The organism is Frankia sp. RB5 (assembly GCF_059816245.1).
The window spans coordinates 18,054-43,226 of the sequence record NZ_JCBATA010000069.1 but is presented as its reverse complement, the minus strand read 5'-3'; the positions used below and the strand labels follow the sequence as shown (position 1 = coordinate 43,226).

At 73.6% G+C, this 25,173-nt stretch carries 21 protein-coding genes and 1 riboswitch; of the genes, 9 read left to right on the top strand and 12 right to left on the bottom strand.

The window, feature by feature from the left end; all coding sequences use genetic code 11:
* Both AC6EXY_RS27495 and AC6EXY_RS27490 read left to right on the top strand, forming a co-directional pair.
* Positions 1 to 1,308, top strand: a 1,308-nt coding sequence (locus AC6EXY_RS27495; RefSeq protein WP_499842432.1) for a peptide deformylase, incomplete at its 5' end; no start/stop codon positions are given.
* 550 nt (positions 1,309 to 1,858) lie between these two features.
* Positions 1,859 to 2,007: riboswitch (cyclic di-AMP (ydaO/yuaA leader) on the top strand.
* Between the two features lie 4 nt (positions 2,008 to 2,011).
* On the top strand, positions 2,012 to 2,392 hold the full coding sequence (locus tag AC6EXY_RS27490) for a transglycosylase family protein (RefSeq protein ID WP_101834083.1): 381 nt from the start codon (positions 2,012 to 2,014) through the stop codon (positions 2,390 to 2,392).
* Positions 2,393 to 2,587: 195 nt separating this feature from the next.
* Here the strand turns inward: AC6EXY_RS27490 and AC6EXY_RS27485 are convergent, their stop codons facing one another.
* Positions 2,588 to 4,741: a hypothetical protein gene (locus tag AC6EXY_RS27485; protein ID WP_499817027.1), complete on the bottom strand. Its 2,154-nt coding sequence runs from the start codon at positions 4,739 to 4,741 to the stop codon at positions 2,588 to 2,590.
* 161 nt (positions 4,742 to 4,902) lie between these two features.
* Positions 4,903 to 6,033, bottom strand: a complete 1,131-nt coding sequence (gene rlmB / locus AC6EXY_RS27480; protein WP_101834079.1) for a 23S rRNA (guanosine(2251)-2'-O)-methyltransferase RlmB — start codon at positions 6,031 to 6,033, stop codon at positions 4,903 to 4,905.
* A gap of 659 nt (positions 6,034 to 6,692) precedes the next feature.
* On the opposite strand from rlmB, the gene AC6EXY_RS27475 reads away from it, so the two are divergent.
* The 3 genes from AC6EXY_RS27475 (at position 6,693) to AC6EXY_RS27465 (ending at position 9,608) form a co-directional block, all read left to right on the top strand.
* A complete protein-coding gene (locus tag AC6EXY_RS27475) occupies positions 6,693 to 7,802 on the top strand; it encodes a PP2C family protein-serine/threonine phosphatase (RefSeq protein WP_101834077.1) in 1,110 nt (369 codons plus the stop codon).
* Positions 7,802 to 8,107, top strand: a complete 306-nt coding sequence (locus AC6EXY_RS27470) for a hypothetical protein (RefSeq protein WP_499818997.1) — start codon at positions 7,802 to 7,804, stop codon at positions 8,105 to 8,107. The genes AC6EXY_RS27475 and AC6EXY_RS27470 overlap by 1 nt, the downstream gene beginning before the upstream one ends.
* 67 nt (positions 8,108 to 8,174) lie before the next feature.
* Complete coding sequence (locus tag AC6EXY_RS27465; protein ID WP_499842431.1) at positions 8,175 to 9,608, top strand: FHA domain-containing protein; 1,434 nt, start codon at positions 8,175 to 8,177, stop codon at positions 9,606 to 9,608.
* A 110-nt stretch (positions 9,609 to 9,718) separates the two neighbouring features.
* Here the strand turns inward: AC6EXY_RS27465 and cysS are convergent, their stop codons facing one another.
* The 5 genes from cysS to AC6EXY_RS27440 form a co-directional block, all read right to left on the bottom strand.
* Positions 9,719 to 11,197 carry a cysteine--tRNA ligase gene (gene cysS / locus AC6EXY_RS27460; protein ID WP_101834073.1) on the bottom strand — a complete coding sequence of 493 codons (1,479 nt, stop codon included), beginning with the start codon at positions 11,195 to 11,197 and terminating at the stop codon, positions 9,719 to 9,721.
* Positions 11,198 to 11,244: 47 nt separating this feature from the next.
* On the bottom strand, positions 11,245 to 11,637 hold the full coding sequence (locus tag AC6EXY_RS27455; RefSeq protein WP_101834071.1) for a PPOX class F420-dependent oxidoreductase: 393 nt from the start codon (positions 11,635 to 11,637) through the stop codon (positions 11,245 to 11,247).
* A 103-nt stretch (positions 11,638 to 11,740) separates the two neighbouring features.
* Entirely contained in the window at positions 11,741 to 12,223 is a 483-nt protein-coding gene (ispF, locus tag AC6EXY_RS27450) for a 2-C-methyl-D-erythritol 2,4-cyclodiphosphate synthase (RefSeq protein ID WP_101834154.1), read from the bottom strand.
* A gap of 32 nt (positions 12,224 to 12,255) precedes the next feature.
* Positions 12,256 to 13,023 carry a 2-C-methyl-D-erythritol 4-phosphate cytidylyltransferase gene (ispD, locus tag AC6EXY_RS27445; RefSeq protein WP_101834069.1) on the bottom strand — a complete coding sequence of 256 codons (768 nt, stop codon included), beginning with the start codon at positions 13,021 to 13,023 and terminating at the stop codon, positions 12,256 to 12,258.
* A 296-nt stretch (positions 13,024 to 13,319) separates the two neighbouring features.
* Positions 13,320 to 13,802, bottom strand: coding sequence for a CarD family transcriptional regulator (locus AC6EXY_RS27440; protein ID WP_009741775.1), 483 nt, complete (start codon positions 13,800 to 13,802; stop codon positions 13,320 to 13,322).
* Between the two features lie 767 nt (positions 13,803 to 14,569).
* Between AC6EXY_RS27440 and AC6EXY_RS27435 the strand changes: the two genes are divergently transcribed.
* The 4 genes from AC6EXY_RS27435 (at position 14,570) to AC6EXY_RS27420 (ending at position 19,054) form a co-directional block, all read left to right on the top strand.
* Positions 14,570 to 15,307: a copper chaperone PCu(A)C domain-containing protein gene (locus AC6EXY_RS27435; protein ID WP_101834067.1), complete on the top strand. Its 738-nt coding sequence runs from the start codon at positions 14,570 to 14,572 to the stop codon at positions 15,305 to 15,307.
* A 140-nt stretch (positions 15,308 to 15,447) separates the two neighbouring features.
* Entirely contained in the window at positions 15,448 to 16,872 is a 1,425-nt protein-coding gene (radA, locus tag AC6EXY_RS27430) for a DNA repair protein RadA (protein WP_207770502.1), read from the top strand.
* Between the two features lie 126 nt (positions 16,873 to 16,998).
* On the top strand, positions 16,999 to 18,078 hold the full coding sequence (gene disA, locus AC6EXY_RS27425) for a DNA integrity scanning diadenylate cyclase DisA (protein ID WP_101834065.1): 1,080 nt from the start codon (positions 16,999 to 17,001) through the stop codon (positions 18,076 to 18,078).
* Between the two features lie 91 nt (positions 18,079 to 18,169).
* Positions 18,170 to 19,054, top strand: a complete 885-nt coding sequence (locus AC6EXY_RS27420) for an HhH-GPD family protein (protein ID WP_207770501.1) — start codon at positions 18,170 to 18,172, stop codon at positions 19,052 to 19,054.
* Positions 19,055 to 19,161: 107 nt separating this feature from the next.
* On the opposite strand, the gene AC6EXY_RS27415 is transcribed toward AC6EXY_RS27420, so the two are convergent.
* The 5 genes from AC6EXY_RS27415 to pstS form a co-directional block, all read right to left on the bottom strand.
* The gene (locus AC6EXY_RS27415) at positions 19,162 to 20,154 is read right to left on the bottom strand and encodes a winged helix-turn-helix transcriptional regulator (protein WP_341477268.1); all 993 of its coding nucleotides are present in this window, start codon (positions 20,152 to 20,154) and stop codon (positions 19,162 to 19,164) included.
* Positions 20,155 to 20,186: 32 nt separating this feature from the next.
* Entirely contained in the window at positions 20,187 to 20,963 is a 777-nt protein-coding gene (gene pstB, locus AC6EXY_RS27410) for a phosphate ABC transporter ATP-binding protein PstB (protein WP_101834063.1), read from the bottom strand.
* A 40-nt stretch (positions 20,964 to 21,003) separates the two neighbouring features.
* Positions 21,004 to 22,068 (bottom strand): phosphate ABC transporter permease PstA, encoded by a 1,065-nt coding sequence (gene pstA / locus AC6EXY_RS27405; RefSeq protein ID WP_101834062.1) that lies wholly within the window; start codon positions 22,066 to 22,068, stop codon positions 21,004 to 21,006.
* Entirely contained in the window at positions 22,065 to 23,087 is a 1,023-nt protein-coding gene (gene pstC, locus AC6EXY_RS27400; protein ID WP_101834148.1) for a phosphate ABC transporter permease subunit PstC, read from the bottom strand. The genes pstA and pstC overlap by 4 nt, the downstream gene beginning before the upstream one ends.
* A gap of 162 nt (positions 23,088 to 23,249) precedes the next feature.
* Positions 23,250 to 24,359 carry a phosphate ABC transporter substrate-binding protein PstS gene (gene pstS, locus AC6EXY_RS27395; protein WP_243407953.1) on the bottom strand — a complete coding sequence of 370 codons (1,110 nt, stop codon included), beginning with the start codon at positions 24,357 to 24,359 and terminating at the stop codon, positions 23,250 to 23,252.
* Between the last annotated feature and the right edge of the window lie 814 nt (positions 24,360 to 25,173).

Here is a 25,173-nt window from a genome sequence, read left to right as displayed (position 1 = left end):
GGCCAGGCGGGCGCGGCCGGCGGGTCCGACCCCGCCGCGCCGCCCGGTGCCGGCGGCCGGGGCGCGGCGGTCGCGGGGGGCCTGGTCGTCGAGGAGGACCGGGCCGAGCTGCGCTACGACGACGGGATGTACGTCGCGCACCAGCGGCGGCTGGTGCTGAACACCGGCGTCGAGCCGGTGACCCGTTACCTCATGCGAATCTCGGTCGACCGGTTCCCCGGCGACCAGGAACGCGCTGCCCGGCTCTACCGCCGCGATCCGCTGAGCTGGGACGAACTGCAGCTCAGCGCGCGCTGCGGCGACGAGCAGATGGCCTGCCAGGTGAAGACCGACTGGGACGCCCTCAAGGAGGTCTGGCTGCTGTTCGAGAACAGCCGCGGCCGATTCCCGCTCTATCCGGGCGAGTCGACCTGGATCGAATACAGCTACCGGGTGCGGGAGGAGAAGTGGGGCCCCTGGTTCCAGCGTGCGGTCCGCGTGCCGACCACCTTTCTCTCCGTGGTGCTGGACTTTCCCGCCGACGTCGACCCGGTGGTGTGGGGTATGGAGACGTCGATGACCGCGGACGCCTTCCCCTTCCGCACCGCGATCGCCCGGACCGACACCGACGACCGGCGGATCTTCACCTGGTCGACGAACAATCCGCCGCTGCACGCCCGTTATCGCCTTGAATGGAACTTCCGGGCCGCGGCGGCCGCCCGGGCCGGCGCCGCCGGTGAACCGGCCGGCGCGGGCGCGGCGGCGACCCCGGCTCCCCGGCCCAGCGAGCAGATGGCCGCCACCGGCATCGTCCAGGCCGGCGAGTCGATCCTGCGCCAGCCGGCGAGGTTCTTCGAGCTGCCGGGCGAGGCCGAGGACGCCCGCCGGGTCGTCGCCGAACTGTCGTCGGCGATGGAACGCGTCTCCGCGCTGCACACCTTCGGGAAGGGGATGGGCATCGCCGCCCCCCAGATCGGGATCAACCGGGCGGCCGCCATCGTGCGGTCCGCCGACGAAGACACGATCACCCTGCTCAACCCGCGGGTCATCGAGTCCTCGCCGGAGACCGACCAGCAGTACGAGGGTTGCCTGAGCTTCTTCGACGTCCGCGGCCTGGTCCCACGCCCGCTGGAGCTGCACGTCGAGCACACCGACATCTCCGGGCGCCAGCACATCACGGTCTACCGCCAGGGCCTCGCCCGGCTGGTGGCCCACGAGATCGATCACCTCTTCGGGCAGCTGTACACCGATCGGATGCGGCCCGGCACCGCGCCCATCCCGGTGGAGCAGTACCGCGGGACCGGCTCGGCCTGGACCTACAGCCCCTGAGAACGGCTCGCGGGGCGCCGCGGCGGCGGCCCCGCCTGCCGGGGCGCCCCGCGTCTCCCGATGTCCTCCGACTGGTCCTCGCAGCCGCCCGACCGGTGACGCTGCGCCCACCTCGCCGGCCGTCCGGAAGAACGGACACATCCCGCTAGTCCGGTTTCCGTCCACCGTGTCGTATAGTTCGGTCTCGCCGGAGAACTGTTTTTCCACGGCCGCGACAGCCACGGTTCACCGCGGCCGCGCCAATGCCACCGGCGATGGTCAAAAAGCACCACGCCGCCACGCCGGGAAAGGGATCTGCCACGGTCCGCGTTATTCTTTCGACTGCGCGCCGGAGCCGTCACAAAAAAGGTATTCCATCGACCTGGAACGACATCTACAATCGAGCGCGTGGGCGCGCGCGAAACCTCGATAACAAGGTCATGAAAAGAAGTTAGACAGCACTGTGTCCATCTTCACTTTCCCTTGCCTTACCGGCGTCACGCTCGGCTATGTTCGTCGCCATGCCGTCAACTGATGGCAGACGTCGGGTGGCACGCCGAATCCTGCCCCCACCCGATGAGAACCAAACCTGTGGCAGGAACGGGGGAACCAATTCCGGGCGTCGAACGCAGGCGTCCTAGGGGTGAAGCCACCAGCGGTGGCCGGGCATTCCCAGCCCGAACCCGACAGCTCACCTCGCAGGCGTGGGGAAGGGCACTACTACATGTCCAACGCTCGTACGCTCGGTCGGGGCCTCAACCGGATCAAGCTCAGCACCCGGGCCGCAGTTCTCGCCACCACTCTCGCTGCCTCCGTGGGCGGCGGCCTCGCGCTGTCCCAGCCGGCCAGCGCGGCCCCGAACGCCGACCACTTCCTGCGCGCCGTCGTTCCCTGTGAGTCCGGCGGCAACCCCCGCGCGGTCAACTCCATCGGCGCCGGCGGACTGTTCCAGTTCCTGCCAAGCACCTGGCACGGTCTCGGTGGCAAGGGCCTGCCGCAGAACGCCAGCGTCGCGGAGCAGTGGCAGATGGCGCGCAAGCTGTACGCACAGGCGGGCACCAGCCCGTGGTACGCGTCGAAGCCCTGCTGGGGTCACCGGATCTGAGGCCCCGAATCACCGCGCCGACATCCGCACTCGGCCGGTTCTGATCCGCACATGATCAATCGGATCGTGCTCGACAGATCGTGAGCCGACCGGCGCGAGGCGACGCGACCCAGCGCGCGGCTCCGGAAGCCCCGTCTCTCCCTCCCGGGAGGCGGGGCTTCCGCTCGTTGCAGCCCGGCACGCCTTTCGCTGGCGTCAGGCCGAGGCGGCGCGCAGCGGGCGCGGTTCGGTCGGCCAGCGCAGCTCCACGCAGAGCTGCCCGTCCTCGACATCGACGATCATGTCGATGTCCCGCCCCGCCGGGGCCGGCGGGAGCCGCCCACCAGGCCAGGGACAGGACAGGAAGAGACTGGCCGCGTCCGCGTCCGCGTTCACCGTGAGCAGCACCCGGCGGCTCGTCATCGCCCACAGCGCGTGGTGCAGCTGCTCGACGAACTCACCGCGCACCGGAGCCGGCAGCTCGTCCAGCCCACCGAGGATCTGGCTCGACACGAGCGTGCCACGCCGCTCGGCCGCGTCGATGACCTCGCCGATCGCCCCGTGCACGGCGACGTCGTCGTACAGCAGCCGCCGGATGGCCACAGCTCGGCGGCCGCAGTCCGTCCGCACCGCCTGCGCGCGCGGGTCAAGCCGGCCCGCGGCCACCTCGGCGAGCAGCGGCACGACGTCGCGCTCAACCGAGTCGAGCAGCCCCCGCCGCCGCCGGCGGGCCTGGTCGAGCAGCCGCGCGCGCCGGGCCAGCTCCTGCCCGGACCGACCCGCCCAGGTCCTGGCCTCGACCGTGTTCGACACCAGCGATCGCAGCACGACCAGGCAGCTCTGCATGAGCCACAGGTAGTAGAGCGCCATCAGCAGGTGGGACAGGGCGAGCGGATCCCCCGGGGCGACGGCCAGCGTCGAGATGATCATGATCGCGGTGACGAGGATGGTCGGCGCCGCCCAGCACCACGCCACGCAGGACACCGTCACCAGCATCATCAGCGGCGCGATCGCGGCCATCGGCCAGACCATCACCTGTCCCCCGCGGCCGCCGGCGTTCCACGCGCCGGCCATCGCGATCATCGCGCAGACGGCGACCACGGCGGCCACCTGGCCTCGCGCCAGCGGCGCCGAGCGCAGCCGCCGGCCCGCCAGGGCGACCGCCGCCAGCGGCAGGAGGAACAGCGCGACCGCGAGCGGCGCCGACCGCACGTACGGCCACACCCGGGCCGCCGGCGCCGCCAGCAGGAGCAGCCACAGCCCGGCCGTGCGGCAGGTGAGCCGGCGCAGCTGCGCGGTGTAGGCAAGCCGCCGCCCACCGGCGCCGGCCGCAGCCTCCACGCCGTTGTCGGCGCCGGCCGCTGTGTTCCCGCTCGTGTCTGGGCCGTCCCCACCGTCTGTGCCGTCTGTGCCGTCTGTGCCGGCGGGGCCATCCCCGTCGTCCGCGGGACCCGCGGCGATCTCGACCGCGACGAGCGACCGCAGCCGCTCCACGGAGATCACGGCGTCGCCGTCGGGGACGGCGCCGACGGCCGTGTCCTGCTCGCCCAGCAGCCCGCGCAGCGCGGCCGCTCCGTCGGCGCAGCGGCGGCGGGCGAGCTCCTCATCCTCGCCGCCGCCCCAGGCGATGCCGGTGAGGGTGTTGAGCACCGCGTTGTGGATCACCAGCTCCCGGTCCCGGCGGGCCCGCAGCAGCCGGCGCAGGTCGATCTCGACCGCCCGCGACTCGGCCACTGCGACGAGCTCGCGCTCCACGCTCTCGGCGAGCGCGCGCAGTTGGGTCAGCAGGTAGCGGGCCAACAGCGAGATCGTCACGATGATCACCGCCGACGCCGGGGACGGCGCGCCGGCCAGGGCCGTTTCGCCGGCCGCCACGCCCCCCGTCAGCGCCACGACCGCGAGGTAGCGACGCGGGGAGTAGCACCAGGCGGCCACCACCATCGCGTGCGACGAGGCGATCAGCACCCAGGACGCCGGGTCGCCGACGAGGTCGGGCGGCAACCACCAGCGCACCCCGGCGAGCAGGAACACCGCGACGACCACGCACGCGCCGGCGAGCGCCCGCCCCACGCCGCGGCGCAGCGCGACGACGATGAAGATCACCGACCAGGCGGCGGTCGCCGAGGCCGCGGCCAGAGCGACGGGATGACCGGCGTACCAGCCCCGCCAGAGCAGCACCAGTGCGACGTTCACGATCAGCGCGCACGCCCGCAGACCGGCGAACATCACCGCCACGGCCCGGCGCAGCGCGGTGGTGGGCAGCGCGGTGGTGGGCAGCGCGGCCGGCCCAGGGCCACCGACGGCCGTGAGCAGCCGCGGCAGCGCACGCGGCCGCGACGCGCCCATCCCCGGCCGCAGCCGCGGCAGCACGCGCAGCCACGCTGCCGGTCGCCACTCGCCTTGCACGTCGACCGTTACCCCCGCGACAGCCCGACGCTCGTCAGTCCGATGAGGCTACAGGGCGGTCGGACCGGGCCCGGTGGCTGCGCGGCACATGGTTCGGCTGCGTGACGGCCACGGCCCGGTTCGGGTCAGGTCTCGCGGCGGCGGCGCGCGATCTCCGCGAGCGCCACCCCGGCGGCGACCCCGGCGTTGAGCGACTCGACGTCCTCGGCCATCGGGATCCGCACCGTCACGTCGCAGCGCTCCTCGACCAGCCGCGACAACCCGCGGCCCTCCGAGCCGACCACCAGCACGAGGGGGTCGGTGGCCATCGCCAGCTCATCGATGCTGAGCCGCGCGTCCGCCGCCAGCCCGACCACGAACAGGCCGGTGCCGGCGTAGGCGGTGAGGGTACGGGCGAGGTTCGTCGCGCGCGCCACGGGCAGCCGCGCGGCGGCCCCGGCGGAGGTCTTCCACGCGGCGGCCGTCATACCGGCCGCCCGCCGCTCGGGCACCACCACGCCGTGCGCCCCGAACGCGGCCGCGCTGCGCACGACGGCGCCGAGGTTGCGCGGGTCGGTCACGCCGTCAAGCGCGACCAGCAGGCCCGCGGCGCCGGCGGGCACCCGCGCGGGCAGATCGTCCGGGTGCGCGTAGCGGAACGGCGGCACAGAGAGGGCGAGGCCCTGGTGCGGCGCGGTGCCGCACATGCGGTCGAGATCCGGCCGGCCCACGTCGACGACCGCGATGCCCGCGCGCGCGGCGAGCCGCCGGGCGTCCTCGAGCCGCTCGTCGAAGTCCAGGCCCGCGGCGACGAACAGCGTCGACGCCGGGACGCCGGCCCGCAGCGCCTCGACGACGGGGTTGCGCCCGACGACGAGCTCGTCCGCCTCGACCCGCCGCGACCGCGCGCCGGCGGGGGCCCCACCCGCGCCGCGGGAGGGCGCACCGCCCCCGCGCGCCTCGGCGCTGGAACCGGCCCCGGCCCGGTCCCGGGCACTGTCACCCCGCCGGGGCGCGTCGGGCCGCCCGCGCTCGGCGGGGCGGCCCGGTGCGGCCCCGGCCTGCGCGGCCCTGGCCTGCGCGGCCGCCCGACGCTGCGCCGGATGGCCGGGCCGCAGCTGCGCCGGCGGGGTCGCCCCGCGACCCTCCAGCGCCTTGCGCCCCTGCCCACCGCTTCCGGCGGCGGCCCCCTTGCGATGCGAACCCGACTTGCCGGCCCGGCCGCCCTGGCCACCGCGGGCGATGCCGCCGCCGCCCCGGCGCGCGGCGCCGGCCATCAGTACCACCGACTTGCGGGCGCGCTGGAAACGACCATGCGACCACGGTATACGGCCAATCTCACCGACCGGGCCCGCGCGCGGCGCCCGGCCCCCACCCGGCCAGGGGCCCCTGGCTGGCAGCGCGGGCCGGCCGGACCCTGCAACCTGCCCCGACATGGTCGTTCACGGGACCGCCGCGCCCTATTCTGAGGCGGCGGTCCTCCGCCGGCGGCCTGAGTGGTCCCGGTTGCCCTCGGCCGTGTCAGGAGGGTCCGGTGCGTGTCGTCGCCCGCTCGTGGTCGCACGGTGACCAGCGGTGTGCCCGATGGCAGATCACGGCCATCGTCCGGCCGATCCCACCTGCCCCGGCGAGGGCATGGCCGGTCCCATCGTCGACACTCGACCCTTACGCTCTCCTAAGCCTGCGCACCGACGAAGGAGGAAACGCCGGACCGTGGCCCACCGGTGGCGATCTCGGTCATCGACGCGGCCCCGGGGAAACTGGGAGAATACATCCCCATGAATCCGTGATGACCATTCCGACCGTTGCGACCGACCGGGCCCGCACGACCGGCCGACGAGTTCCGACGACCGCACCAGCAGGGGCAGGAGGCACCCAGCACATGGCTCTGCGCACACCGCCCGCACGCGAGCGTTCCCTCCCGGCGGCGTGACCCGTGGACCTCAATCCGCACGACGACGCGCCCACCGTGGCCTACCAGCTCACCGGCAGCGGTCCCTTCGAACCGGACGACGATCTCGGCCGCTGCCCGGTCTGCGCGGCGCCCGTCTACGCCGACGACCGCTACTGCGAGGTCTGCGGCCACGCCCTGCAGGGCCCGGACCCGGCGCGCGGTGACGACGACCACAGCGAGGTGGACCTCGGCGAGCTGGCCGGTGTGTGTGACCGGGGCGTGCGCCACACGACGAACGAGGACGCGATGGGCCTCGCCGTCGTCTACGGCACCCTCATCGCGGTGGTCTGCGACGGCGTCTCCACCACCCCCGGCTCCGGCCAGGCGTCGGCCGCGGCGGCCGCCACCGCGATGGCCGTGCTGGCCGACGCGGTGCGCGCGCACGGCCCCGGCCGCACCGTCCATCACGACGGGCGCGCGCCGCGCGGCGGCAGCCGGGCCGAGGAGATGCTCGACATCCTGGAGCCGGAGTACGACGACTACGACGAGCCGCGCACGGCACCCCGCGCGATCGTCGGCGGCTTCTCCCCGGAGGACGCCGAGGCCGCGCTGCACGCCGCCGTCGACGCGGCCCAGTCCACGATCGCCCAGCTCAGCGCGGCCGAGGGGCGGATGGCCCCGTCGTGCACCTTCGCCGCGGCCATCGTCACCCCGCCGACGCCGGACGGCCCGGGCATGGTCACCGTCGGCTGGGTCGGCGACAGCCGCGTCTACCTGCTCGGGCCGCGTTGGTGCGAGCGGCTGACCTCGGACGACACCTGGGCCGCGGAGGCCGCGCGGGCGGGCCTCATCCCGGCCAACGAGGCGGAGACGCACCGGCGGGCGCACACACTGACCCGCTGGCTCGGCGGAGATGTCGAGGACGTCGCCCCGCACACCGAGATCTTCCCCATCGAGACCCCGGCGACCGTCATCGTCTGCTCGGACGGGCTGTGGAACTACGCCTCCCGGCCGGACGTCATGGCCTCCCTGGTCAACCAGTTGCCGGCGCACTGCTCCGCGATCGAGGTCGCCCGCCACCTGGTCGACTTCGCCATCGACGCCGGCGGCCACGACAACATCACCGTGGTCGCGGCCAGAGTGGACACCTGATGCGCTCCCCTGGCACCCGTCCGCCGCGCCGGGCCCCGGGCGTCGCCACGCCGGACCGCCCGCGGCGCGCGCCCGAGGCGCGTCCGGCCGACGCCGGGGCCACTGCGACACTGGTGCCGGGACGTGCGGTGCGAGCCCGCCCGAAACCGGGCAACGCGGACCCCCACCACCTCCTACGGAAGGCGGTTCACATCCACGATGGCACAACAGGTACGGTTCGGTTGAAGACGAACGTCAAGCAGATCGAGAAGACGATCCTTGACTCGGTCGACGACGACCGTCCGGGTGAACCGGTGATCAGGTGAGGGGACGTCGCCCTGCGGGGCACCTGTCTCACGACCCGACAACTGCGATCGGTGCGGAATTGGGATCATGACTGGTCAGGAGAGGTACGAATACCGTCCGGACGACGGCGGTCGGTCTCCCTACGGAACGGACGAGCCCGGCGGTCAGCGCCGGCGCGGGCCGGCACAGCCGGACGGTCCGGACGCGGGGGGCGGGGGCTACGACCCGCTCGGCATCCGGCGGTCGCCAGCCGACCTGGCCGGGGTCTCGGACCCGCCGCGCGGCGGCGACCCCTACGGCGGGTACGACCGCGACGACTACGCCGACCAGCCCCGTGGCGGGCGCGGCTACCAGGCGGACGGGTACGACGCGCCCGCTGGCTACGACCGTGATCCGTACGCCCGGCGACGCGACGACCGGCCGGGCCCGGACGAGCGGGCCGACCGCGGGCGTGATCCCTACGCCCGAGACTGGCCGGCGGACGACCGCGGCGGCTACCCGCCGCCCGGCCGGGACGCGCGTGATGACCGCGCGCCCGCCGGTTACCCCGACGGCGGCGGCCGCGACCCCTACGGCCGCGAGCCGGACGACCGGGACGGCCGCGGCGGCTACCCGACGGCCCGTGATGACCGCGCGCCCGCCGGCTATCCCGACGGCGGCGGCCGCGACCCCTACGGCCGCGAGCCGGACGACCGGGACGGCCGCGGCGGCTACCCGCCGCCGGCGCGCGAGGCCCGTGGCGACGACCGCGGCGGCTACGCCGAGCCCGACCGCGGCGGGTACCCGCCGGCTCGGGACGGCCGCGGCTACGGCGACGAGCTCGACCGGGAGCCGGACGCCCGCCGGGCCCGACGCGACGAGGGCGGCTACGGCTACCAGGCCGACCCGTTGGGCCTCGACCCGAGCGTGGCGCCGGAGCGGGGCTTCCAGGGGCGCGGTGGCGACCCTCGGCACACCACCGACCCGCGCTACGCCCGCCAGGGCGGTGACCCCCGCCTGGACGAGGCGGACCTCGACGACCCGCGCCGCGGCGACCCCCGGGCGGCCGCTCGGCGCGATCCCCGCGACCCCGCCGACGACCCGCGCGGCGCCGGTGGCTGGGACCGGGAACCCGACCGGGCCCCGGCCGGTGCCTCGGTCTGGGAGGCGATCGTCGAGGCCGAGCGGGAGTACTACGACAGCGGTGACGACCACCGCGTGCCGTTCCCGACCTTCTACCCGCGCCGGGTGTTCGCGTTGACCGGGCCGAAGATGCTGATCGGCCGGCGTAGCGAGTCCCGCGGCATCCACCCGGACATCGACCTGTCCGGCGCGCCGGAGGATCCGGGCATCTCCCGCAGCCACGCGATGTTCGAGCAGCTCCCCGACGGCGGGTACGCCGTGCGCGACCCCGGCTCGACCAACGGCACCCGGCTCAACGACGAGCCCGACCCGATCGAGCCCGGTCAGCCCGTCCCGCTGCGGGACGGGGACCGCGTCTACCTGGGCGCCTGGACCCGTATCACGCTGCGCGCCCGCTAGCGGCCCGATCGGCGGCACCGGCCCGTACGTCACGCGGGCCGGTGCCGTCGATCATCGCTGCCCACCTGGGCGGGCCCTGGACCCGGGTACCCCGGACGGGTGCCCAGCCGCTAGGCCAGGTGCCAGCGCTGGCCCTCGGACGTGTCCTCGACGACCAGCCCGGCGGCCGCCAGCCGCGAGCGGATCGCGTCGGCCTCGGTGTAGTCGTGCCTCGACCGGGCCGCCGACCGCAGGTCCAGCACGATCTGCATCACCCCGTCGAGCGCCGAGCGCAGCTCGGCGCCCGCGGACGGCCACTGCTCGTGCGGATCGAGGCCGAAGACGGCCAGCATCCGCCGGGTCACCTCCGCCCAGCCGGCGAGCGCCCGGCTGTGCGCCTTCGACAGCACCTGGTTGCCCTGGCCGACCGCGCCGAAGATGGCGGCGAGCGCCCGGCCCACGGCGAGATCGTCGTCCAGCGCGGCGGCGAAGTCCGCCCACACCCGCGCGGGCGTGGGCGCCTCGGCGCCGCCCGCACCGTGGGATCGGCCCGCGCCGGCGTCGGGCGGGCCGTCGTCGGCGGCCAGCGCCGCGGCCTCACCCGGGCCGCCAAGGATGTCCAGCGCGTTGCGGACGAACGTCTCCACCCGGTCGTGCGCCGCGGTGGACTCGGCGAGCGCCTCCGGGCTGTACTCCAGCGTCGACCGGTAGTGCGCCGAGAGCAGGTGGTAGCGCAGCACCTGCGGCCGGACCGCCTCGAGGGCGTCGGCGACGAGCACCGAGTTCCCGAGCGACTTGGACATCTTCGTCCCGCCGGTGGTCAGCAGGCCGACGTGCATCCAGTAGCGGGCCATCTCGCCCGTGCCCGCCCCGCCGTCCGCGGCGCAGACCGTCTGGGCGCGCTCGTTCTCGTGGTGCGGGAAGACGAGGTCGAGCCCGCCGCCGTGGATGTCGAACGACGGCCCCAGGTACTTGCCGGCCATCGCGGAGCACTCCAGGTGCCAGCCGGGGCGGCCGTCCCCCCAGGGCGAGGTCCACGACGGCTCGCCGGGCCGGGCCGCCTTCCACAGCGCGAAGTCGCGCGGATCACGCTTGCCCGGCTCGGTCTCCGCCGAGGGGAGCATCGCGTCGGGCCGCTGGTGTGACAGGGCGCCGTAATCGGCGAACCGGCCGACCCGGAACCACACCGAGCCACCGCCCGGATAGGCGTAGCCGCCGTCGACGAGCGCGCCGATGAGGGCGATCATCTCCGGGATGTGGCCGGTGGCCCGCGGCTGGATGGAGGGCGGCAGGATACCGACCGTCCGGTACGCGTCGTCGAAGGCCCTGGTCTGCCGGGTCGCGAGCTCCCAGACGGAGGTGCCGTCCCGGTCCGCGTTGACAATGATCCTGTCGTCGATGTCGGTCACGTTCTGGACCAGCGTGACGTCGAGGCCGCCGTGGGTCAGCCACCGGCGCAGCAGGTCGAACGGCAGCGCCGTGCGCAGGTGGCCGACGTGCGGCGCCGACTGCACGGTGGGCCCACACACATAGACGCCCACGTGACCGGGGCGCTGCGGCTCAAATGGCCGCACACGCCGCCTGCGCGTGTCGTAGAGGTGGAGTCCCATCTGTCAAGAGTACGGCGCGGACCGCGGCCGCGGGCAGCCAGGCGGGGTCAGCCGACGGTCAGTACGCGGTCGGCGACCACCCGGATGACGACCCGGACCTCCTCCGGATCGTCCCACCGGTAGATGTCGCCGGTGTACTTCAGCGACAGCCGGTCGATCAGCTCTCGACCACCCTGTTCCGTGAGCGTGGCGGTGCCCCGCACCTCCACGTAGGCATAGGGATCGTTCTGGTCGAAGAACATCAGACCGACCCGCGGATCGCGGGCTATGTCCCGCTCCTTGGCCCGCCCGCGCACCGTGGACAGCAGCAGATCGTCGTTGTCACGGTCCACCCAGAGCACGGTCATCCGCGGCGAGCCGTCCGCCTGCACGGTCGCCAGCACCACGTATGTCCGGGCATCAGCGAGGGCCCGCACCGTCTCGGGAAGGCGGTCAGCCATCAGACTCCTCGGGCAGCGGCCAGTGTCGGAGAGCCTTTCACTCCGCTGCGGCACGCTACCGGCCGATGCCCGATCGGCATACGCAGACGGGCGAACTGCCCGCTCAGGCGCGCACGACGAGGGCCGTGGCGATCGCCGCCAGCCCCTCACCGCGACCGGTCAGGCCCAGCCCGTCGGTGGTCGTCGCCGACAGGCTCACCGCCGCGCCCAGCGCCGCCGCCATCGCCTCCTGGGCCTGTTCGCGGCGGGCGGCCATCCGCGGCCGGTTGCCGACCACCTGGACGGCCACGTTGCCGATCACCCAGCCGGCGGCGCCGAGCAGCCGGGCCGTCTCGGCGAGCAGGACCGCACCGGACGCACCGGCGTATTCGGGCCGGTCGGTGCCGAAGACCTTGCCGAGATCACCGAGGCAGGACGCGGTCAGCAGAGCGTCGCAGGACGCGTGCGCGGCCACGTCGCCGTCGGAGTGCCCGGCGAGCCCGGTCTCGCCCGGCCATTCGAGGCAGGCCACCCAGCAGGGGCGACCGGCCTCGAAGGGGTGCACGTCGACCCCGACGCCGACCCGGGGCAGCAGCGTCGTGGTCACCGAGGCGGAGGCGGGCGGTCGGGTCGGTGAGCTCACCCGGACCTCCGTGCGTCCATGCCCGCGTTGCTTCCACAGGCGTCCGCCCCGGCGCGGGCGTCGCTCGCCGACGGGCGAACCAGCAACGCCTCGGCGAGTACCAGATCGAGCGGTCGGGTCACCTTGAACGCCTCCTGCGCGCCGGGAACGGTGGTGACGGGGACGCCCAGCGCCTCCACCAGGCCGGCGTCGTCGGTCACCGGGACGTCCTGCAGGGCGTAGGCGGCGGCGAGCACGTCCCGGCGGAACCCCTGCGGGGTCTGCACGGCGCGCAGGCCGTCCCGGGGTGGGGTACGGATCACTCGGCCGTCCGGGCCGACCTCCTTGACCGTGTCGCCGAGCCCGAGCACCGGGATCACCGCCGGATGGCCCGCGATGACCGCCGCGGCGACCGCGTCGACGAGCGCCGGCGGGATCAGCGGGCGGGCCGCGTCGTGGACGAGGACGACCGAGACGTCGTCGTCGACCGCGCCGAGCGCGCGGCGGACCGAGTCGACCCGCTCCGCGCCGCCGGCGATCACCCGCACGTCCGGGCCGAGCAGCTGGGCCACGACTTCGACGAGGGTGGGCGGCGCCGCCACGACGATCTGCGTCACGGACTCGGAGCGCCGAAGCGCCTCGACCGATCGCACCAGCATCGGCCGGCCACCGAGGGCGCGCAGCGCCTTGGGGGTGCCGCCACCCAGACGTTCGCCGCGGCCGGCCGCCGGCACGATCGCCGCGACCCGAGGGCCCACCGCCCGCGGCTGGGGACCTTCGCCCATCACCAGACCTCCCGTGTGCCATCCACCACGAGAGCATGGCCTATGTGCTCGACCGGGCGCGAGCCGGCCGACCCGGGCCCGCACGGGCGGGTGGGCACGGTACGGCGGGACGGGCCCGGGCTCCCCCGCGCCGCCCGAACCGCACTGCCGCCGAACCACTCGGGCCCAGAGCCGGTCTGGACGCCGCTGCGTCCGCGCCGGCCCCGCCGGGAAATCCAATTCCGGAGTATCTCGCCGGTCGGTCAGATCGCCCGACGAGGGATCTGTCGGGAGCTCTGCTCGCGGGAGATCCGCGGTCAGCCGGCGAGAACCTCGTCAAGCATCGCCTCGGCCTTGTCCTCGTTGGTGCCCTCCGCGAGCGCGAGCTCACTGACGAGAATTTGCCGGGCCTTGCTCAACATCCGCTTCTCGCCCGCGGAAAGGCCCCGCTCACGATCACGACGCCACAGGTCCCGAACGACCTCTGCGACCTTGTTCACGTCACCCGACGCGAGCTTCTCGAGATTCGCCTTGTAACGCCGGGACCAGTTTGTGGGCTCCTCGGTGTGCGGTGCCCGGAGCACCTCGAACACCCGTTCCAGCCCGTCCTGCCCGACGACGTCGCGCACCCCGACCATGCCGACGTTGTCGGCCGGAACCCGGACAGTCAGATCGCCCTGAGCGACCTTCAGTACGAGATAGAGTCTTTCCTCGCCCTTGATGACCCGAGTTTCAATCGCGTCAATCAGAGCAGCACCATGATGCGGGTAAACAACGGTCTCGCCGACTTGGAACGCCATGTGTCACGTGCCCCTTCCGCCTCTACCAGCGTAACACGCACGCATCGCCGCAGGTCAGACGCGCGCTGCAAGGGCAACGCCCGCAACGCCATGGTGACGGGCCCGACAGCGTCTTCCGTCGGCCGTTCGCCGCCGGGGGGCAGGGCCCGACCCGCATCCACGCGCGGCGCACCACATCGCCGCGCAACCACACCGAACAGCCCTACCAGGTAAAACGGACGACCGGCGGACATGTTGTTGGCCGAACGTTGAGCGCGAAGGGCGTGGCAAACGTAGCGCGCCCGCTCGCCGCCCGCCCGCCGACACGGCGGCCACGTCGCGCGCACGCCGGGCCACGCCCGCCGCGCCGAGCCCCGTCCGGCCCCGTCCGGGGCGTGACTCTGCCCACGTCGCCGACCTGCCCGTCCCGGCCCCCAGCGGGCTCGTCCTCGCCGGTGGCGCCGCTCGGGCGGGGGTCAGGCGCCGCACGGGCACCGCGCCCCGCACCCGCGGGCCCGCCCGCACGGGCCGGGACGACCCCCGCGGGCTCCGCACGTGGCAGTCCCGGATGGCTAGTGTTAGCCCCGCGCGGCGACTCCCACCGACAGTGTGCTGTCCCACCTGGCATCGGCGGCGGGCCGATCCGCGCACCCGGGGGTGACCCGGCAGGCCGGTCGGGACCGACCGCCGGCGCCGGAGCTCCGCCGGGTCGGCCGTCCCCCGCGGCGGCCGTCGACCAGCACCGGCGCCGCCATGCGCCGGTCTTGTGCAGGAGGAGCCACCGAGCTGTGAGCCGCCGTCCGGGTGCCCGTTTCCCGTCAGTCATCACCTCCGCCGGCGTCGCGGCCGAGCCCGCGGCCGCCCGCGACGACGCCGCCAGGCGCGGCGGGTTCCGGCGGCGGATGGCCTCCCGCCGGGTCGGCGTGGCCATGCTCGCCACAGCCCTCGGCGCGGGCGGCGCGGCTGGCTGCGCCTCCGGCACCGACGCGATGACCAACAGCGCCCGCACGACGACGAACAGCGTCGCCGGCGCCGTCGGCCCCATCACGCTGCGCAACGTCTACGTCGCCGGGCCGGTGGCCCAGGGCGAGTCGGCCCAGGTCGTCTCCGCGTTCTTCAACGCGGGCTCCACGCCCGACACTCTGGTCTCGGTGACCTCGCCCGGCGCCGCCGGGGGCCGGCCGCCGACGCCAGCCGAGATCCCGGCGGGCGGCGACCGGATCTTCATCGCCAACGGCTCCGCACCGAGCCTGCAGGGCGTCCGGAAGAACCAGCTGATCGGGTCGCAGCTGCCCATCACGTTCACGTTCGCGCACGCCGGCAGCGTGACCCTGGACGTCCCGGTGGAGCCCGCGGCCCAGGGTGCCTCCGCCGAGCCGGGCGAGGCCAGCCCGAGCGCCGCCGCGCAGACGCCGGGCACGGCCACCCCGGGCTCGACGGCCAGCCCGACGGCCAGCCCGACCGTCCCGGCCGGCACCGCCGCGACGCCGACGGTCTCCGCGAGCCCGCACACCACCACCGGCTGACCCGCGCGCGGGTGCGGGCGCCCGGGGCCGCCGCGGTGGGCGGCCAGGGCGGTCGGCGCCCGCTCGTCCCGGCACCTGGGTGGCGGGACCGGTCGCCGGCCGTCCCCGTGCTGTCGGACCCGCGGGCTAACGTGGCGACCATGACATCTGTGCGGGCGGCCGGGGGCGGCCGCGGCTCCGGGCGGGCCGCGTCGGGCGGCTTCCGCTGCAGCGGGTGCGGCGTGGAGTCGGTCCGCTGGGCCGGGCGCTGCTCGCGCTGCCAGGAATGGGGAACGCTCGAGGCCCAGGCGCCCGCGCCGCGGCGCGGCGCGGGCATCGGCGGCCCGCGGGCGGGGGCCGCGGCGGTCGTCACCGCCCCGGCCCAGCCCGTCGTCGCCGTGGACGTCACGGCCGCGCGCCGGCGCCCGACGGGTGTGGACGAGCTCGATCGCGTGCTCGGCGGCGGCCTGGTGCCCGGGGCGGTGATCCTGCTCGCTGGCGAGCCCGGCGTCGGCAAGTCCACCCTGCTGCTCGAGGTGGCCGCTCGCAGCGCGGCCACCGGCTCCCGGGCCCTGGTCGTCACCGGGGAGGAGTCGGCCGCTCAGGTGCGTCTGCGCGCCGGGCGCACGAACGCGCTGCACGAGGATCTGTGGATCGCCGCCGAGACGGACCTCGGCGCCGTCCTGCACCACGTCGAGGAGGTCCAGCCGGCGCTGCTGGTGGTCGACTCGGTGCAGACGATCTCGGCGGCCGGGGTCGAGGGTGCCGCCGGCGGGGTCACCCAGGTCCGCGAGGTCACCGCCGCGCTCATCCGCACGGCGAAGGCGCTTGGGCTCGCGGTCATCCTTGTCGGGCATGTGACAAAGGACGGCCTGGTGGCAGGCCCGCGCCTGTTGGAGCATCTGGTTGACGTCGTGCTGCACTTCGAGGGTGAGCGGCATTCGACCCTGCGGCTGGTCCGCGCCGGCAAGAACCGGTACGGCCCCGCCGACGAGGTCGGCTGTTTCGAGATGGACGACGGCGGCATCCACGGCATCGCCGATCCGAGTGGACTGTTCCTGTCCCGCTCCGGCGGCGGCGCCGAGGTGGCCGTGCCGGGCACCTGCGTCACGGTGACGATGGAGGGGCGCCGCCCGCTCGTCGCCGAGGTGCAGGCCCTCGTGGCCGAGTCGTCCGCCCAGGTCCCCCGCCGGGCGGTGTCCGGGCTCGACCAGGCCCGGGTGGCGATGATCCTCGCCGTGGTGGAGCGGCGGGCGGGGCTGCGCTACGGCCGGTCGGACGTCTACACGGCGACCGTCGGCGGGGTCCGCCTCGCCGAGCCCGCGGCGGACCTGGCGACGGCGCTGGCGGTCGTGAGTGCCTTCCGGGACCGGCCGCTGCCGGCGGATCTCGTCGCGCTCGGCGAGGTCGGGCTCGCGGGAGAGGTGCGTGCGGTGGGCGGCGTGCCCCGGCGGCTGGCCGCCGCGGCCCGGCTGGGATTCCGCCGGGCGCTGGTTCCGGCCGGCGCGGGGGCGGAGGTGCCGGGTATGACGGTCACCGAGGTGCCTGACCTGATCGGCGCGATTGCTCGAATGTACGACACGTAAATATTCAACAAGTCGACACAACCGGTATTCATTACCCTGTGATCGACGGGACCCCCGGCGCCGGCCGCCCCGATAGCATCGAAGGGCAGGCGCAGACGCGGGGAGCCGAGGAGCTGAGGGAGCCTGATGGCAGGACCACCCGGAGACGACATCTTCCGGGCGACACTGGCCGCGGTCGCCCCCGGAACCCCGTTCCGTGACGGCCTTGAGCGGATCCTGCGCGGCCACACCGGCGCGCTGATCGTGCTCGGCCACGACAAGGTCGTCGAGGGCCTGTGCACCGGCGGCTTCGAGTTCGACGTCGAGTTCTCGGCGACCCGGCTGCGTGAGCTCGCGAAGATGGACGGCGCGATCGTGCTGTCCTCCGACCTGCAGCGCATCGTGCGCGCGGCCGTGCACCTCGTCCCGGACCCGACCGTCCCGACCGAGGAGTCCGGCACCCGCCACCGCACGGCGGAGCGCGTCGCCAAGCAGACGGAGTACCCCGTCATCTCGGTCAGCCAGTCGATGCACATCATCGCCCTGTACGTGGCCGGGCGTCGGTACGTGCTCGACGGCTCGGCGGCGATCCTGTCCCGCGCGAACCAGGCCCTGGCCACCCTCGAGCGATACAAGCTGCGCCTGGACGAGGTCGCCGGCACCCTGTCGGCGCTGGAGATCGAGGATCTCGTCACGGTCCGCGACGCGATCTCCGTCAGTCAGCGCCTGGAGATGGTGCGCCGCATCGCCGACGAGATCGAGGGGTACGTCGTCGAGCTCGGCACCGACGGGCGGCTGCTGTCGCTGCAGCTCGAGGAGCTGATGGCCGGTGTCGAGACCGAGCGTGAGCTCACCGTGCGCGACTACCTGCCGGCAGGCTCCAAGGCCGGGCCGGCCGCCCAGGTCCTCGCCGAGCTGTCCGCGATGTCCCCGACCGACCTGCTCGACCTCACCGTGCTCGCCCGGGTGATCGGCTTCTCCGGCGGGGCGGACATCCTCGACCGGCAGATCAGCCCGCGCGGCTACCGGATGCTGGCGAAGGTGCCGCGGCTGCCGCGGATGGTCGTCGACCGGCTGGTCGACCACTTCGGCACCCTCCAGAAGCTGCTCGCCGCCGGCGTCGACGACCTGCAGACCGTCGACGGCGTCGGCGAGACCCGGGCCCGGGCGGTGCGCGAAGGCCTGTCCCGTCTCGCCGAGTCGAGCATCCTCGAGCGCTACGTCTGACCCGCCGGGCCGGTGACCCACCGCCGGGCCGGGCCCGCGACGCCCGACCCGCGCGCCGGCCGTCTCGGACCCGCCTGGCACGATGACGTGGATGACCACCACCACAACCCCAGAGCTCGGCGGGCTCGTGCTCGACTGGTTCGCCGTCGCCGCGCGGGACCTGCCCTGGCGCCATCCCGGCACGACGCCGTGGGCGGTGCTGGTCAGCGAGGTGATGCTGCAGCAGACGCCCGTCACCCGGGTGCTGCCTGTCTGGGAGGCGTGGCTGGCCCGCTGGCCGACGCCGGCGGCGCTCGCCGCCGAACCCGCCGGGGAGGCGGTGCGCGCCTGGGGCCGCCTCGGCTACCCGCGCCGTGCCCTGCGGCTGCACCAGGCCGCGACCGCCGTCGTCGAGCGGCACGACGGCGTCATCCCGGCCGAGCTTGACGCGCTGCTCACCCTGCCCGGCGTCGGCGCCTACACCGCCCGGGCCGTCGCCGCGTTCGCGTTCCGCCAGCGCCATCCGGTGGTCGACGTGAACGTGCGCCGGCTGTATGCCCGGGCCGTGGAGGGCCGGGCCGACCCGCCCGCCACCGTCAGCCGCCGAGACCTGGCCGCCGTCGCGGAGCTGCTGCCCGCCGACGCCGAGACCGCCGCCATGACCAGCGCCGCGCTGATGGAGCTCGGCGCGCTGGTCTGCGTCGCCCGCACGCCCCGCTGCCCCGCCTGCCCGCTGCTCGGGCAGTGCGCCTGGGTCGCCGCGGGCAGCCCCGCGGGCACCGGTCCGGCGCGCCGGCCGCAGGGCTACGCCGGCACCGACCGCCAGGTCCGCGGCCGGCTGCTCGCGGTGCTGCGCGACGCCGAGCATCCCGTCGACCGCATGCTGCTCGACCAGGTGTGGGACGAACCGGTGCAGCGCGGCCGTGCCCTGGCCGGCCTGATCGAGGACGGCCTGGTCGCCGAACTCTCCCCCGGCGTCTACGCCCTGCCCGCCTGACCCGCCAGCCTGACCCACCGCGCGGGCTCAGCCCAGCTCGAACCCAGCCAAGCTCGGACCCAGCCCAGCTCAGGCTCAGCCCAGCTCGAACCCAGCCCAGCTCAGGCTCAGCCCAGCTCGGGGGCAGCCAGCCGGAAGCGGTAGCCGACGCCGCGGATGCTCTCGATGACGGTCGGCTGGCCGGCGGTCTCGCCGAGCCGGCGGCGCAGGCGACGGACGTGCACTGCGAGGGTGTTCGTCTCGGTGTCCGCCGAGCCCCAGACCTCGCGCAGCAGGGTCTCCCGCGGGACGACCCGCCCGGCCTGTTCGAGCAGCAGCGCGAGCAGCCGGAACTCCCGGGGTGGCACGGCGACCAGCGCGCCGTCCAGGCGGACCTCGTGGGCCGCCCGGTCCAGCATGACGAGCCCGCCGCGCAGCACGTCGGCTCCGGGCGCGCGCGAGGACGGGCCGCCGGGGCGCCCGCTGCCCAGGCCGCCGACCATGGCGAGGACCTCCGGCACCCGATAGGGCTTGCCGACACAGGCACTGGCGCCGGCGTCGAGCCCGGCGGCGGCGGCGGGCCGGTCGTCGGGGCCGACCGCGAGCAGGATGGGCACCTCGTCATGCCCGGGAACGCTGCGTACGGTCCGTACGACGGTCACGCCGTCGACGACGGGCAGGCGGGCGCTGATCAGCAGCGCGGCCGGCTGCTGCAGGCCGATCTCCAGCAGCGCCAGCGCGCCGTCGGCCACCACGCTGACCTCGACGCCGCCGCCGATGATCGCGTCCACCATCTCGTCGTCGACGTCGCAGTCGGCGATCAGCAGCGCCGGCCTGCCGGGCGCGGTGATCGCGGCGGCCCTGACCGTCGCCGTCGGCCGTGGGGCCGAGGCCGGTTGGGCGAGCGTGGCCCGCACGGATGCCGCCGGAGCGGACGACGTCGGCGGCTCGGGCGCTGGCCGCGGGGGCGTTGGCAGGGCCGCGGCCGGCGCTGGTCGGGTGGGCAGTGGCGTGGCCGCCGCGGCCGTCCCCGCCTGGTCGGCGTGGGACGGCCGTGCGGCCGGCACCGTGTCGCGGTCGACTCCCCCGGGTGGACCGGACCCTCGGCGTCCCGGGAGCATCCGCTCGTCCTGTCCGTTCGCTCCGGTGGAGGTCAGCCGAACCGTCCGGAGACGTAGTCCTCGGTTCGCTTCTCCGTCGGGTTGCTGAAGATCTTCGAGGTCTTGTCGAACTCGACGAGACGGCCCGGGTCGCCGGTCTTCTCCAGCGAGAAGAACGCGGTGGAGTCGCTGACACGGGACGCCTGCTGCATGTTGTGGGTGACGATGACGATGGTGAAGCTCGACTTCAGCTTCGTGATGAGGTCCTCGATCGCCAGGGTGGAGATCGGGTCGAGCGCGGAGCACGGCTCGTCCATGAGCAGGACCTGCGGCTCCACCGCGATCGCCCGGGCGATGCAGAGCCGCTGCTGCTGACCGCCGGACAGGCCGGCGCCGGGCCGGTTGAGCCGGTCCTTGACCTCCTCCCAGAGGTTCGCGCCGCGCAGCGACTCCTCGACCCGCTCGTCGAGCAGCGCCTTGTTGCGCACCCCGTTGAGCTTGAGGCCGGCGATCACGTTCTCGCGGATCGACATCGTCGGGAACGGGTTCGGCCGCTGGAACACCATGCCGACCGTGCGGCGGACGTTGACCGGGTCCATGCCGGGGCCGTAGAGGTCCTCCCCGTCGAGCAGGACCTCGCCCTCGACCCGGGCGTTCGGGAGCACCTCGTGCATCCGGTTGAGCGTGCGCAGAACCGTCGACTTTCCGCAGCCGGACGGCCCGATGAAGGCGGTGACGTTCTTCGGCTCGATGGTCAGGTTCACGTCGGCCACGGCCTTGAACTTGCCGTAGTACGCCGTCAGCCCGTTTACGTCAATGCGGGTGGCCATGACAACCTCGACTCGCGATCTGCCTGGAGGACGGTTCGGGTCACTTCAACCGGTTGCGTCCGGCGAACAGCCGGGCGATGAGGTTGAGCAGCATGATGATGATGATCAGCACGAGCGCCGCGGCCCACGCGCGATCGATGGCGAACTGCTGGGGCTGGCCGGCCTGCGAGTAGATGTACAGAGGCAGGGAGCTCTGCTCGCCGGAGAACGGGTTGCTGTTGATGAGGTTCGTACCGAAGACGGTAAGCAGCACCGGGGCGGTCTCGCCGGACACCCGGGCGACCGCCAGCATGACGCCGGTCACGATGCCGGGCAGCGCCGTGGGGACGACGACCTTGAGGATCGTGCGCCACTTGGCCACCCCGAGCGCGTAGCCGGCCTCGCGCAGCTCGTTCGGGACGAGCTTGAGCATCTCCTCCGACGACCGCACGACCGTCGGGATCATGAGGACGACGAGCGCCAGCGCGCCGGCGAACCCGGAGAAGCCGAAGCCGAGCGCGAGCACCCAGAACGACAGCACGAACAGACCGGCGATGATCGACGGCAGACCGGTGAGCACGTCGACGAAGAAGCTGATCACCCGGCTGATCCGGCCCTGGCCGTACTCCACCAGGTAGATCGCGACCAGCAGGCCGAACGGCACCGCGATCGCGCTGGCGATCACGACCTGCTCGACCGTGCCAATGATCGCGTGGTAGATACCGCCGCCGGCGTCGCGAGCGCCGATGTTGTTCATCGAGTGGGTGAAGAAGTCGAGGTCGAGCCGCTTGGCACCCTTGCTGATCACGCTGACCAGGACGGCGACCAGCGGGATCAAGGCGAGCAGGAACGCGGTGTAGACCAGCGTCGTCGCGAACCGGTCACGTGCCCGCCGCGCGCCCTCGACCACGGTCGAGGCCGCCGACATCGCGATCAGGAACAGTATCGCGGCCATCAGCACGATCTGGATCTCGCTGTCGACCGGCGTCACGAAGTAGATCAGCAGCGCGAGGACGACGGACCCGGCGGCCACCGCGAGCGGCGTCCAGCGGGGCAGGGTCTGGCCCCGCAGGTTGAGCCGGTCCTCACCCGTGACGACGGGCTCCGGCGCGGTCGCGGTGCTCATGCGGAGCTCCCCGAGAAGTCACGGCGGCGGGCGACGATGGCGCGCGCGATCATGTTCACGACCATCGTGACGATGAACAGGACGAGACCGGAGGCGATGAGCGCGCCCCGGCCGATCTCGTTGGCCTCACCCCAGCCGTTCGCCACGTTCGCGGCGATCGTGTTGCCGGCGGGCTCCAGCCAGTGGACGGAGATCTTGAACGAGGCGGGCAGCACCAGCGCGACGGCGATCGTCTCGCCCATCGCCCGGCCCAGGCCCAGCATCGACGCGCTGATCACGCCGGGGCGGCCGTAGGGCAGCACCGCGGTGCGGATCATCTCCCAGCGGGTCGCACCGAGCGCCAGCGCCGCCTCCCGGTGGGCGTTGGGCACCTGGAGGAAGACCTCGCGGGACAGCGCGGCGACGATCGGAAGGATCATGATGGCGAGCACCACGCCGGCGACGAGGAACGACCGCCCGACCGCGTCGGCGCTGAACAGCGGGATCCAGCCGAGGACGTCGTTGAGCCAGAGCTGGGTGCCCTTCATGTGCGGGGCGAGGACGATCAGGCCCCACAGGCCGTAGACGACGCTCGGCACCGCGGCGAGCAGGTCGACGACGTAGCCGAGCACCGACGCCAGCTGGCGGGGCGCGTAGACGGTGATGAACAGCGCGATCCCGACGGCCACCGGCACCGCGATGATCATCGCGATGGCGGCGGTCACGATCGTGCCGAACAGGGTCGCCGCGACGCCGAACTTCGGCGGCGTCTGGTTGGGGAACCACTCCTGGGTTCCGAAGAAGTTGCCGGTGTTGGCGCTGAGCGCGTCGGTGGCGCGCAGCACCAGGAACAGCGCGATCGCGGCGATCAGCACCAGCAGCCCGATGCCGGCCGTACGGGTCAGGTTCTTGAAGATGAGGTCGGCCGCACCGATCTTGGCCTTGCTCGTGGTCACGAGCTGGGCGGGGGTCGGGTCCGTCGCCGAAGCGGTTCCCCGTGGCCCGGCGTCGTCCGCCGAGCTGTCCGGCTCCGTCGTCATGGTCCTCTCCTTGGTGCCGTGCGTCAGCTGGATGCCGTGCGTCAGCTGGGTGTCGCCGAGCCGGCGGGGAGCCGGATACCGACGAACCCGCGGTGGGGCGTGGTGCCCCACCGCGGGTACCGGCTGGCCGGTCGGGTGTCTCCTACCGACCGGTTCCGGTCGTCAGGACAGCGTCGCGATGACCGCGCGGACCTTGGTCGCGACCGCGTCGGGCAGCGGCGCGTAGCCGAGGTCGCCGATGGCGGTCTGGGCGGCGTCCGAGGCCGTGTAGGTCAGGAACGACTTGACCAGCGCGGCCTGGTCGGCCGGCAGGCCCTTGGTGCAGGCGATCTCGTAGGTCACCAGGTACACGGGGTAGGCGCCCTTGGTGGCCGTGGTGTAGTCGAAGGTGAGCTTCAGGTCGTCACCATCGGCGATCTTCGCGGTGCTCAGGCCGAGCGAGGCGCCATCGGTGCTCGGCGCGACGTACTCACCGGCGGCGTTCTTGACCTTGACGGTCGACAGGCCCGCGTTCTCGGCGTAGGACAGCTCGGCGTAGCCGATGGAGTTCTCGGTGGACTTCACCGTGGAGGTCACACCGTCACTGCCCTTGGCGCCCTGGCCGCCCGGGGCCTTCCAGTCCGAGCCCGAGTCGAACGTCCAGTCAGCACCGCCCACGGCCTTCAGGAACTTGGTGAAGTTGTCCGTGGTGCCGGAGCCGTCCGAGCGGTGCACCGTCGCGATGGTCGCGCTGGGCAGCGAGGCGCTGGGGTTCTCGGCCTTGATGGCCGGATCGTCCCACTTGGTGATCTTACCGGCGAAGATCTTCGCCAGGGTCGGACCCGACAGCTGCAGGTCCTTGACGCCCGAGATGTTGTACATCAGCGAGACCGGGCCGACGGCCATCGGCAGGTCGACCGCGGTGCCGGGCGCGCAGCGCGCGTCGGCGTCGATCTTCTGCTGGTCCTTGAGCGCGGAGTCGGAGCCCGCGAAGGAGACCTGCTTGCCGATGAACTGCTGGCGACCGGTCGACGAGCCCGTCGACTGGTAGTTGATCGTCGCACCGGAGCAGGCGCTCTGGTACGCCTTCACCCACTCGTCGACGGCGTTCTTCTGCGCGGACGAGCCGGAACCCGTGATCGAGCCCTTCGCGCACGCGATCGCGCTCGCGGTCCCCGACGGCTTCGTCCCGGAGCCGCCGGAGTCGCTGTTGTCATCAGTCCCACACGCCGCCACGGTGAGCAGAGCCACCATCGCGGCCCCGACGGCGGCCTGACGCCTGCCTAGCTTCACAAGCAACCCTTCGTCCTCGCGCCGTTCACGGCGCAGATGTCGTCCGCCCCCCGGACTGGGGTGCCGGCGAGAATCGAAGCGATCCAGCATGAACGAAAGATGAACAACCGCATACGCCAACCCGTCACCAACCGAAACACATCCATGTCGGAGGATTTACGGCCCGTTGACCAAGACGGACCTGCGGAACTTGCGGCAGTGTGTACACAATTCACGACACATGGTTACCAACACGCGGGCGGCGGCCTGGCGGCGAGCCCGGGGCCGGCACCTCGCCGTCCCAAAGCAACCGCAGGCCAGCGGCGGTCGACCGGCACCCCGGCGACCAGCATGGACAACCCCTGGACAAGATAAGGACAAGGGCCGACGGAGCCTCGGACGCGCGGCCGACCACCCGGCAGGATGATGCACGCCCGGTGTAGTCGATCAGCCACCGTCGCGGATGACGGGCGCCCGCCGCTCGATGGTCATCAAAGGACATCAAGCCGGCGGCCGAACGGTGTCCCGGTGATACCGAATGTTCATCGACGCGCCTCGCGGCACGACCCGTGCGGACATGCCCGGACCGTCCGGTGCGCCCGATCACCCCCGCGCGTCCGATGATCACACGCTCTGTCCCGTGGCGCACGGCGTGTCCGGTGCCCTCCCTTGTGCCGGGTGACGCAGTGGGGCGCAGCCGACGAAGCGGCCAACCCGCGCGCGGCGCTACGCAGATGATCAGGACGTTCGCGCGGAGTTACGCGACGTCCACTCTGTCCGGACATCTCCGGTAGTCACGAGCCGCCGATCGTGATTTGCTGGTCAGCAACATCGA

Excerpts from the sequence above, each read along its gene's own strand:
- AC6EXY_RS27490 (WP_101834083.1), top strand. The coding sequence starts at position 2,012 with ATGTCCAACGCTCGTACGCTCGGTCGGGGCCTCAACCGGATCAAGCTC.
- rlmB (WP_101834079.1), bottom strand. The coding sequence starts at position 6,033 with ATGGCCGGCGCCGCGCGCCGGGGCGGCGGCGGCATCGCCCGCGGTGGC.
- AC6EXY_RS27470 (WP_499818997.1), top strand. The coding sequence starts at position 7,802 with ATGCGCTCCCCTGGCACCCGTCCGCCGCGCCGGGCCCCGGGCGTCGCC.
- AC6EXY_RS27465 (WP_499842431.1), top strand. The coding sequence starts at position 8,175 with ATGACTGGTCAGGAGAGGTACGAATACCGTCCGGACGACGGCGGTCGG.
- cysS (WP_101834073.1), bottom strand. The coding sequence starts at position 11,197 with ATGGGACTCCACCTCTACGACACGCGCAGGCGGCGTGTGCGGCCATTT.
- AC6EXY_RS27455 (WP_101834071.1), bottom strand. The coding sequence starts at position 11,637 with ATGGCTGACCGCCTTCCCGAGACGGTGCGGGCCCTCGCTGATGCCCGG.
- ispD (WP_101834069.1), bottom strand. The coding sequence starts at position 13,023 with ATGGGCGAAGGTCCCCAGCCGCGGGCGGTGGGCCCTCGGGTCGCGGCG.
- AC6EXY_RS27440 (WP_009741775.1), bottom strand. The coding sequence starts at position 13,802 with ATGGCGTTCCAAGTCGGCGAGACCGTTGTTTACCCGCATCATGGTGCT.
- radA (WP_207770502.1), top strand. The coding sequence starts at position 15,448 with ATGACATCTGTGCGGGCGGCCGGGGGCGGCCGCGGCTCCGGGCGGGCC.
- disA (WP_101834065.1), top strand. The coding sequence starts at position 16,999 with ATGGCAGGACCACCCGGAGACGACATCTTCCGGGCGACACTGGCCGCG.
- AC6EXY_RS27420 (WP_207770501.1), top strand. The coding sequence starts at position 18,170 with ATGACCACCACCACAACCCCAGAGCTCGGCGGGCTCGTGCTCGACTGG.
- AC6EXY_RS27415 (WP_341477268.1), bottom strand. The coding sequence starts at position 20,154 with ATGCTCCCGGGACGCCGAGGGTCCGGTCCACCCGGGGGAGTCGACCGC.
- pstB (WP_101834063.1), bottom strand. The coding sequence starts at position 20,963 with ATGGCCACCCGCATTGACGTAAACGGGCTGACGGCGTACTACGGCAAG.
- pstA (WP_101834062.1), bottom strand. The coding sequence starts at position 22,068 with ATGAGCACCGCGACCGCGCCGGAGCCCGTCGTCACGGGTGAGGACCGG.
- pstC (WP_101834148.1), bottom strand. The coding sequence starts at position 23,087 with ATGACGACGGAGCCGGACAGCTCGGCGGACGACGCCGGGCCACGGGGA.